Annotated in this window: 5 protein-coding genes and 1 pseudogene; 4 read left to right on the top strand and 2 right to left on the bottom strand. The window is 76.0% G+C overall.

The features are described 5' to 3' along the window. Positions 1–1,364: 1,364 nt before the first annotated feature. The gene (locus ACZ4W5_RS37225; protein ID WP_465659613.1) at positions 1,365–1,886 is read left to right on the top strand and encodes a universal stress protein; all 522 of its coding nucleotides are present in this window, start codon (positions 1,365–1,367) and stop codon (positions 1,884–1,886) included. Positions 1,887–2,013: 127 nt separating this feature from the next. Further along, positions 2,014–2,718 carry a DsbA family oxidoreductase gene (locus ACZ4W5_RS37220; protein WP_465659611.1) on the top strand — a complete coding sequence of 235 codons (705 nt, stop codon included), beginning with the start codon at positions 2,014–2,016 and terminating at the stop codon, positions 2,716–2,718. Positions 2,719–2,899: 181 nt separating this feature from the next. Here the strand turns inward: ACZ4W5_RS37220 and ACZ4W5_RS37215 are convergent, their stop codons facing one another. Continuing rightward, the gene (locus ACZ4W5_RS37215) at positions 2,900–5,167 is read right to left on the bottom strand and encodes a sigma-70 family RNA polymerase sigma factor (protein ID WP_465659609.1); all 2,268 of its coding nucleotides are present in this window, start codon (positions 5,165–5,167) and stop codon (positions 2,900–2,902) included. A 377-nt stretch (positions 5,168–5,544) separates the two neighbouring features. After that, positions 5,545–6,417 carry a TetR/AcrR family transcriptional regulator gene (locus ACZ4W5_RS37210; protein ID WP_465659607.1) on the bottom strand — a complete coding sequence of 291 codons (873 nt, stop codon included), beginning with the start codon at positions 6,415–6,417 and terminating at the stop codon, positions 5,545–5,547. 574 nt (positions 6,418–6,991) lie between these two features. Between ACZ4W5_RS37210 and ACZ4W5_RS37205 the strand changes: the two genes are divergently transcribed. Together ACZ4W5_RS37205 and ACZ4W5_RS37200 are read left to right on the top strand one after the other, a co-directional pair. Next, entirely contained in the window at positions 6,992–8,341 is a 1,350-nt protein-coding gene (locus tag ACZ4W5_RS37205; RefSeq protein ID WP_465659605.1) for an NAD(P)/FAD-dependent oxidoreductase, read from the top strand. Between the two features lie 170 nt (positions 8,342–8,511). Continuing rightward, positions 8,512–9,804: pseudogene (locus ACZ4W5_RS37200) on the top strand (SpoIIE family protein phosphatase); the annotation flags it as partial. Between the last annotated feature and the right edge of the window lie 220 nt (positions 9,805–10,024).

Genomic DNA, 10,024 nt, shown 5'->3' with positions numbered 1-10,024 from the left:
CCCCCCCCCCCCCCCCCCCCCCCCCCCCCCCCCCCCCCCCCCCCCCCCCCCCCCCCCCCCCCCCCCCCCCCCCCCCCCCCCCCCCCCCCCCCCGGCCCCTACCCCGCACGGTCCCTTCGGTGAGGTCCCCACTTGCCCATGCCCGTGCCCGCCGCCCCGGGGCCCTTCTCCTGCCCCCGGTCTGCCTGTCGCTGCGGACCCGTCCGTCTCGGCCGAGCCCATTCCGGGCCTGCGTGGTCACCAGAAAGTCGGTCGGCCCGACCTCCCGTCCCGCTCCTTCTGCCGCCACGGCGCCTGCTGGACCGGCCTCCCCAGGCCCCGGCCCTGACGCCCTGACCTCCGGTCACCCTGGCCGATGTCCCGTCCCGTCGCGCGCCTTCCCGTGCACCGGAAGTCGGCTGCTCCGACTTCCGGTGCACGGCCCCCACTCAGTGTGATCCCCTCGGTGCGGTCCCCACTCGCCCATGCCCGTGCCCGCCGACCTGGGGCCTTCTTCTGCGCCCGGTTTGCCAGCCGCTGCGGACCCGTCCGTCTCGGCCGAGCCCGTTCCGGGCCTGCGCGGTCACCGGAAGTCGGTGGGCCCGACCTCCCGTCCCTCCCCCCCCGCCGCCATGGCGCCTGCTGGACCGGCCTCGCCCATCCCCAACCCCCGGCCTTGACCCTCTGACTCCCGGTCACCCTCGTCGACGTCCCGTCCCGTCGCGCGCCTTCCCGTGCGATCCCTCGGTGCGGTTCCCGCTCGCGCGTGCCCGCTGCTCCGGGGCTCTGGGGCCCTTCATCAGCGCCTGGTCTGCCTGCCGCCGCGCTCGTCCGTCTCGGCCGAGCCCGTTCCGGGCCTGCGGTCGCTAGAAGCCGGTGGGCCCGACCTCCCGTCCCGCCCCTTCCGCCGCCACGGCGGGGGCTGGACCTCACCCCCTGACCTCCGCCCTTGCCCGCCGGCCCCCGTGCCCCGGTCCACCACCCCCGCAGCGCCCGGGCCGCCACGCCGAGTCCGCGGCCGAGCAGCCGGGCCCGGCCCGGCGGACCAGCCTGGCCACCGCTCCGGCGACCTCGGCCCCGGCCGCCGCTTCGGCCCTCGTCCCGGCCCCGCACCCGAGCGCCGGGCGGCGGCGGGCGCCCGCTGACGGCCCGCACCCTTCGCCCCCATCCCACTGGCCGACCAGGCGCGGACGTGCCGGGGCTCCGTCCGTGGCGTGGGCGTAGGTGTCGGCGACGCCCGGAGGCCCGCCCGGGACGGGCCGCCGGGGTGCCCCCGCCCCCGCCCCGCCCCGGCCCGCTTCCCGCTCGGCGCGGCGTCGCCGGGTGGGGAGCGGGCCGGGCGGGATGATGGCGGGGCTGTGTGTCCGCGGTGAGGAGCGTGTGCGGTGGGCGGTGTGGGCCCGGGGCGGGAGGTTCCCGTGGTGCTGTCGGTGCTGGGGCGGCCGCCGACGGGCAGGCCGCCCGGGGTGCTGGCGGCCTGCGACGGGTCGGACGGTTCGCTCTGGGCCCTGGACCGGGCGATGACGGAGGCGGAGCTGTTCGGGCTTCCGCTGTACGTGCTGGCCGTGGTGAACCCGGCGCCGGCCGGCTACCCGCCGGGCATGGCGGAGCTGGTGCAGGAGAGCGTGGAGACGCTGGTCGAGAGCATGGCGGACGGGCTGCGCCGGGCGGTGGGGACGGTGCTGCGGCAGCGGGTCCGGCCGTACGAGGGGGAGCTGTCGCTGCACGTGGTGCTGGGCAACGTGATCGAGGTGCTGCTGGAGGCGTCGACCCGGCAGCACACGCTGGTGGTCGGGACCCGGGGCAACGGCGGCTTCGTCCGGCTGCTGCTGGGCTCGGTGAGCTCGGCGGTGGTGCACCACGCGGCCTGCCCGGTCCTGGTGGTCCCCGCGCCGGCCGAGGGCTGACCGAGGGCGGGCCGAAGGCTGACCGCCCCGGCGGCCCCGGGCGCGGTGCCGGGAATGTACCGAGATGGTTCATCGTTCACCTATCTCGTACATCCGCCACGAGACGCCCCTTGGAGCCCCCCGAATCATGAAGGTCGAGATCTGGTCCGACATCGCCTGCCCCTGGTGCTACATCGGCAAGCGCCGCTTCGAGCAGGCCCTGGCGGACTTCCCCGGCAAGGAGGCCGTCGAGGTCGTCTACCGCCCGTACCAGCTGGTCCCCGACGCTCCGGCGACGGCGAGCCCGCACCGTGCCTGGCTGGCCGAGCGCTACGGCCCGCAGTCGGTCGCGATGGACGCGCGGGTGGCCGAGCTGGGCCTGGCCGAGGGCATCACCTACGACTTCGACGCCGCCCTGCACGCCAACACCTTCCTGGGCCACCGCCTGCTGCACCTCGCCGAGGCCGAGTACGGCGCGGAGGTGCAGGGCCGGCTCAAGGAGGCGCTGCTCAAGGCGCACTTCACCGATGGTGTGGACGTCGGTGACCGCGCGGCGCTGGCCGAGGTGGCCGTCGCGGCGGGCCTGGACCGCGAGCGGGTGACGGCCTACCTGGCGGGCGACGAGGGCACCGCCGAGGTCCGGGCGCAGCTGGCCGAGGCCCGCGAGCTGGGCATCACGGCCGTGCCGACCTTCGTGTTCGAGGGCAAGTGGGCGGTCCAGGGCGGGCAGGAGGCCGAGACCTTCCGCAAGGTGCTGGAGCAGGTCGCCGCCGAGATCGGCGAGCGCCGTCCGGCACCGGTGCAGGTCGCCCCGGCCGGGGAGGCCTGCGCGGACGGCTCCTGCGCCATCTGACGCAGCGGCGCTCCGGTGCTCCGACACCCGGTGCCAGGCGTCGCCCGTCACCCGACGCCCGTCGCACAGCAGCCGAGTGACAAAGGGCCCGGGGCCCGTTCCGAGCAACCAGCCGGAACGGGCCCCGGGCCCTTTCACACCCCGAACGTCACGCCTCTCACGCCGTCACACCTTCCCGCCGTCACGTGCACCGGAACCGGGCCTGCGCCCAGTCCGCGACGTTCAGCGCCGACCAGATCCCGCTCGCCGGCGTGACCACCAGCCGGATCGACTTCTGCCCGGCGAGCGGCACGTGCACCGGCACCGCGTCGTCCCCGGCGGCGAGCACCTGGGAGCGCCACAGGGTGCCGCCGTCGCCCGACTGGACGGTGAAGACCACCCCGCCGGGGCTGAGCGTGGCGTCGTCCACCCCGGCGACCGCGTCGAAGGACGTGCAGCTGCGGTTGAGGTCGATCAGCGTGGTGGCCGGCGCGTGCACGGTGATGGCGTGCCGCTGGTACTCGCCGCCGATCCAGCCGCCGTCGCGCTGCCAGAACCGGTCGCTGCCCTGCTGCCGGATGCTCGGCCCCTCGGGCGGGGCCCGGTGGCGGCCGGGCTTGACCACGGGCAGCGAGTCGCCCCAGTAGTCGCTGGGCACGGGCGGGGTGGGCGTGGGGACGGTCGGTTCGGGCACCGGCGGGAGGGTCGGCGTCGGGACGACGGGCACCTCGGGCGTCGGCACCGGCGGGATGGTCGGGGTGGGGACGGCGGGCGGTTCGGGGGTGACCGCGGGCGGCTCGCTCCGCGGTGCCCGGGTGGCCGCCGGCGGCCGGCTCGCCCTGGCGCTGGGCTTGGGGCTGGGGCTGGGGGCGGCGCTCGGACTGGCCGCGGGCGGCTCCGGCGCCGGGGCGGCGCTGCTGGGGGCCGGGGCGGGCGGTGCGGACGCGGGGGCCGCCGGGGCCGGGGCGACCGGCGCGGGGGCGACCGGTGCGGTGGTGACGGGGGGAGCGGCGGCCGGGGGCTTCGGCTCGGGCGAGCCGGTCAGCGCGTACGCGGCCACGGCGGCGGCCGCGACCGCCACGGCGGCGGCGATCCCGGCCTTGGCGGCGGTGCCGAGGCCCTCGCCGGCCACGGCACCCGCGCCGGCGCCGCCGCCGGACGCGCCGGAGGCACCCGCGGCGCCGGCCGCCCCGGCCGTTCCCGCGGAGGTGCCCGAGGACCCGGCCGCGGCGGCCGCCGTACCCGCCGCGGCCGCTCCGCCGACGGCGGCGGCCCCGCCCACGGCGGCCGCGACGGCGCTGAACCCGCCGACCCCGACCCAGACCAGCACGCCGCCGGGCAGCAGCGCGCGCAGGCCGGTGTTGATCTCGGTGAGTTCCAGGCAGGCCGCCGTGCAGCGGTCGCACTCCTTGAGGTGCCGTCCGACCTCGGCCGAGGCCCGCTTGCGCAGTGAGCCGCGGGCGTACGCGCCGAGCCGGTTGGCGTAGGCCTCGCAGCTGCTGGCCTGGCTGCCGGAGACGTGGGCCTGGAGGAAGGCGGCGGCCAGCCGGTCGCGGGCCCGGTGGGCCTGTACGGCGGTGGCGTTGGCGGTCTTGCCGAGCATCACGGCGACGGTCTTGGGCGATTCCTGCTCGACCTCGGTGTGCCAGAGCACCACCCGGTCGTCCTCGGGCAGTTCGGCGTAGGCCTGCATGACCATCCGCTGGTCGGCCATCGCCATCGCCCAGGCGTCGGCGCCGGGGTCGGCCAGGTCGTAGTCGACCACGGCGGCCGAGGTCTGGGCGAACACGCCGAAGTCGTCGACGAGTTGTTCGCGCCGCTCGCTGCGGGTCCAGGCGGCGGCGACGTTGCGCACGGCGGTCAGCAGGTAGGCGCGGACGGCGAACTCGGGCCCCTTGCCCGCCTTGAGCGCTTGCAGGGTGCGGGCGAAGACCTCGCCGGCGAGGTCCTCGGCGGTGAAGCTGTCCCGGCAGCAGGTGCGGGCGTAGCGGCGCACCGAGTCGGCGTGCCGGAGGTAGATCTCCTCGTACGCGCGGTCGTCGCCGGCCCGGACCCGGGCGGTCAACTCGGCGTCGGAGGGCGGGCGGTCGCTGTCGACCGGGTCGGCGGGGGCCGGGACGGTGGGCCGGGCGGTCCGGCCGTCGCCGACGAAGGCCTCGGGGGCGACGCGGCCGCGGCCGGCGGGAGCCTGGCCGGGCACCCGGCCGGGCGGCAGCGCGGCGGCGGCGGACAGCGTCTCGCGGCTGGGCATCCCGGCCTGGTCGGGGACGTGTCCGGGACTCGAACCGGAGGTCGAACCGGGGCTGGACCCGGGACTCGAACCGGAGGCCGAGCCCGAACCGGCTGCGGCGCCGGGTACTTGGGCGGCGCCGGTGCCGCCGAGGCCCGCGGCGGAACCTTCGGCCGCGCTACCGGAGTAGCCCCCGAAGTCGAGGCCGTACCCGTAGTCGTTCTGTTCCTCGGCGCTCACAACGGACCCCAGATTCCACGACAGCCCCCGTAGTGTGGCAGGGCGCGCGGGAGTGCGTAGGCGCACGGTTCCCCGGCGTACGGCGCCGACGGCGCGCGAAGGGCGCGCATCGGGACATTGGCTCCAACCACGGGCAAAGGATGGCATAGCGCAGGGGTGGGCGGTAGCCGGACCGGCCGGTACCCACTCTTCCGAGGGGCGGTCGCGTCGTGTTCTCCCAGCGTGTTGCGCGGGGTCGCACGACGCCCGCACCCGGCGCGCGTTACCTGTCCGCGCGCCGGTGTCCCGTCCAACTCCCGTGCAAGTCGGGCGCGTCGACCGTGCCTGTACCGACGCGACCGGCACTGCCCCGTTCCCCGGGGCGGTCCGAGCCGGGGTCAGCGGGCCCGCAGACCGTCCAACAGGAGCTGCAGCAGCCGGTCCGACGGCCCCGGAGCCGGCTGACCGTCGGGCTGCGGGCCGACCGCCGTGAACCCGGCCGACGGCGGCGCCGTGATCGAGGGCCGCGCCGCGTGCACCGGCACCGACGCGGTCAGCACCAGCACCACGTCCGACACCGTGACGCCCGGCCGCAGCTCACCCGCCGCACCGGCCCGCGCCACCAGGGCGGCCAACAGCTGCAGCAGCAGCCGCGGATCGGCGTCCGCCGCCGAGGGCTCGACCGGTGCCCCGGACCGCGCCTCCTCGCCGCGCAGGTCGAAGCGGACGGCCGCCGACGCCTCCGCCGCCCGCTGCTCGGGCACCCGGCCCAGCTCCTCCGCGTACCGGAACGCCTCCGGTGGCAGCAGCCGCCCGGCTCCGGTGCCGACCGCCCGGGCCAGGTAGCCGGCCAGTGCCTCCCAGGCGCCGTCGCCGCCGTACAGCGACTCCCGCGCCTGCGCGGTCAGCCAGGCCACCTCCTCGGCGGCGATCCGCTGGACCAGCACCTCCTTGCTCGGGAAACGCCGGTAGACCGTGCCGACCCCGACCCCGGCCCGGCGCGCCACCTCCTCCATCGGAGCGCCGTAGCCGAACTCGCCGAACACCTCCCGGGCCGCGCGCAGCACGCTCTCCAGGTTCCGCCGGGCGTCGACCCGGAGCCGGGCCCCGGGCACCGGCGCGGTGGCCTGCGGGGACTCCGCCCGGTACGGGACGGCCGCGTACGACATCCCGCCCGATGGCAGGTCCACCGGGCCGCGCTGCTCCGGGACCATGCCCTGTCCGGCGTGCGGTGTGCTCGCCCGCCCCAATGCCTGCTTCTGTTCCATCATCCCAACTCTCCCCCGCAGGCGTCCGAAACCGGACCCTGTCGTCGCCCGCCCCTGCACCCCCCGGTGCAGCCCAGCCCGTCAGAAGTGACCAGATGACCCATTGCTCGTGCCGCCCGTCGCGTTCCGGTGACCACGGTCGTGCCGCCGAACCGCCTCGGGGTCCGGCTCGGCGCGTCGGCACCGACCGGGGCCTCGTCCGGGAACTACCCTTCCCCGGATGACTCTCCCCCAGTCGGGATCTCGCGCCAACGCTGGAACTGGCCGTAGTGGCCGCTCCACGGTGCGTCGCCGCCGGTTGTCATGGCGGTGGCCGCTCCGGCACACAATCCGACCATAGTTCACGGCTCTTCGAAGCCGAAAGTGCGTCAGAAAGTCGCCCGGGAAGCACAACTGGCCACGCCCGTCACTTCCGTCGCAACCAGCCCCGTACGGACTGTGGACAAGACCACCTCCGACGGTCCTTCATAGGGGGGCGTGATGGGGGGACACCCCCGGCCGCGAGGCCGGGACGAATCGTCACACCGGCTGGAGGTGCACCATCAGGATCCTGATCGTCGGCGGCGGCTGCGCCGGGATGGCCACCGCGCTCCACCTCCAGCGCGGCCTGCGGGAACAGCTGCGGCGCGGCGAGGTGGAGATCACCGTGGTCGAGCCCCAGGCGTACTCCACCTACCACCCGCTGCTGGCCGAGGTCGCGGCCGGCTCGATCGACCCCCGGCACGTGGTCGTCCCACTGCGCGGGGCCCTGCCGCACTGCCGGGTGGTGACCGCCCGGATCACCCGGATCGAACACGCCGCCCGCCGCGCCCTGGCCGACGCCGCGAGCCCCGGCGAGACCCCGGCGCCGCTCGAACTCCCTTACGACGTCCTGGTGGTGGCCCCGGGATCGGTCTCCCGCACCGCCCCGGTACCGGGCCTGGCCGAGCACGGGCTCGGCTTCTCCACCGTCGGCGAGGCGGTGCACCTGCGCAACCACGTGCTGGAACAGCTCGACCTCGCCTCCGCCACCCGCGACCCGGCCCTGCGGCAGTCCGCGCTCACCTTCGTCTTCGTCGGCGCCGGCTACGCGGGCGTCGGCGCGCTCGCCGAACTGGAGGATATGGCCCGCACCGCCGTGCGGAGCTACCACAACGTCCGCGCCGAGGACCTGCGCTGGGTGCTGGTCGAGTCCGGCGACCGGATCCTCGCCGAGGAGTCCTCCGACCTCGCCGAGCACACCCTCGGCCAGCTGCGCGAACGCGGCGTCGACATCCGCCTGCGCACCACCCTGGAGTCCGCCGCCGGCGGGGTCGCCGCGCTCTCCGACGGCAGCCGCTTCGGTGCCCGCACCCTGGTCTGGACGGCGGGCGTCCGGCCCTCGCCGCTGCTGCGCGACACCGACCTACCGCTGGACACGGCCGGCCGGGTCCGCTGCCTGGCCACCCTCCAGGCGGTCGGCCCGGACGGGCGGGCGCTGCCCGGGGTCTGGGCGGCCGGTGACTGCGCCGCCGTACCCGATCCGAACGCGGACGGCGCCCCCTGCGCGCCCAACGCCCAGCACGCTTTCGCCCAGGCCGAGCTGCTCGCCCGCAACATCGCGGTCGCGCTGGCCGGCGGGCCGCACGCACCGGGCCTGGTCGAGTACCGCCCCGGGCCGGCCGCCTGTTCCACCTCGCTCGGGCTGCACCGGGCCGTCGCCCACACCCGGCGCGGCGGCCGGCTCACCGGACGGCGGGCGTGGTGGCTGCACCGGGCCCGCCACCTGCGGCGGCTGCCGAGCGCGGAGCGACGAGTCCGGGTGCTGATGGACTGGGTGCTCGGCGGGGTGTTCTCCCGCGAGGTGGTCTCGCTCGGGGCGATGGCGCACCCGCGTTCGTCCTTCGAGGGCGGTTTCGATTCCGGGCCGGAGCGGCCGTCCGGTGCCGGGCCGGAGGCCCCCCGATGAGCGACCCCGCCGTCCGGGGTCCGGAGCCCAACCGACGGCCACGCCGGGCGCGCGACTTCCGGAACCGGGCCTCCGCCTGACAGGATCAGCCCGAACTGGTCATTACCCCATGTGTTGCTGTGCACACAAAAAGTGATGATATGCCTGGAAAACGAGGAAGCGGCCGTCGTTTGAACCTCATGCGCTGGAGCGCGCGGATCACCGGAGTCCCCTGGCGTGCCGCCCCACCCAACGGGGCCGGCACCGACGAGGGCACGCCCTCCACCGACGGCATCGTCGTCCCCGGCCCCCGGGACCCCACCAGCCCCGCCGCCACCGCCGAACTCCTCGACCCCCACAAACCCCAGAACCTGCGCGAGGTGCTCAACCGCATCCCCGCCCCGGTCGCCGTCACCTACGGCCCGCTCCACCAGCTCGGCTACGCCAACCGGGCCTACCGCGAACTCTTCGGCGAACGCCCCACCGGCCTGCCCGCGGGGGAGGCCCTCCCCGAACTCGGCACCATGGGCGTCCTGCCCCTGATGGACCAGGTCATCCGCGGCGGCCGGCCCCGCAGCGTCAAGGCGCGCTGCATCCTCGGGCTCACCGGCAACCGCTACTACAACGTCTCCTGCGTCCCGCTCGGCCCGGGCGACACCGGCGACACCCCCGCCGAGGGCCCGCCCGCCGGCGTCCTGATCTTCGCGGCCGAGGTCACCGACCAGGTGCTCGCCGCCGCCCGCCTGCGTGAAGCCGAACGCCGCCAGCGCGAGGCCGCCGTCACCCTCCAGCGCAGCCTGCTCCCGCAGAAGCTCGACCAGCCCGCCGACCTGCGGGTCGCCGCCACCTACCAGCCGGGCGGCGCCGAGGCCGCGGTCGGCGGCGACTGGTACGACGTCATCGCCATCGACGGCGGCCGCACGGCACTCGTCATCGGCGACGTCATGGGCCGGGGCCTGCGGGCCGCCGCCGTGATGGGCCAGCTCCGCACGGCCGTACGCGCCTACGCCCGCCTCGACCTCCCCCCGCACGAGGTGATGCGCCTGCTCGACGGCCTCGCCATGGAGATCGACGCCAACCAGATCGCCACCTGCACCTATGCCGTCTGGGACCCGAGCCGCCGCACCCTCTCCTACGCCTCGGCCGGCCACCTCCCCATGCTGCTGCGCTGCCCCGACGGCACCATCCTGCGCAGCGAGGAACAGAACGGCCCCCCGCTCGGCACCGGGGACGGCCTGCACGTCTCCCACACCCTGCGGCTGCTCCCCGGCACCACCGGCGTCCTCTATACGGACGGACTGGTGGAGCGCCGCGACGAGGACATCGACCAGGGCCTCGACCTGCTGGCCCGCACCCTCACCGGCGCGGTCGGCGCCCCCGAGGTGATCTGCGCCCGGCTCCTCCGGGCGATGGGCGTGACCTCGGAGCACGACGACGACGTCGCCGTCCTGGCCTTCCAGCTGCCGGCGGACGAGGGGACGGAGGGCACCGAGGGCGGCACCGAAAATTCGCTTGCCGTGCTTGACTCGGCCACTCCAGAGGTCTAGTGTTCTTCGAGCTGCCTGTCATGGAGCACCGGACACGCATCTGCGCGGACGGCCCCGGAGCGGCCAATCCCTTGAAACACCACTTCCGGTTCGTGCCGGTCGTTTCGCTTTTTCGCGTCTCGGCTCGGTGCTTATTCGGCGTGTGCGTTTTATCGGA

Source organism: Kitasatospora sp. NPDC029367 (genome assembly GCF_055569135.1).
The sequence above is the reverse complement of the archived record's forward strand: the minus strand, read 5'-3'. Positions and strand labels throughout refer to the sequence as shown.

Coding starts and splice junctions, on each gene's coding strand:
- ACZ4W5_RS37220 (WP_465659611.1), top strand. CDS start 2,014: ATGAAGGTCGAGATCTGGTCCGACATCGCCTGCCCCTGGTGCTACATC.
- ACZ4W5_RS37205 (WP_465659605.1), top strand. CDS start 6,992: ATGGCCACCGCGCTCCACCTCCAGCGCGGCCTGCGGGAACAGCTGCGG.
- ACZ4W5_RS37210 (WP_465659607.1), bottom strand. CDS start 6,417: ATGATGGAACAGAAGCAGGCATTGGGGCGGGCGAGCACACCGCACGCC.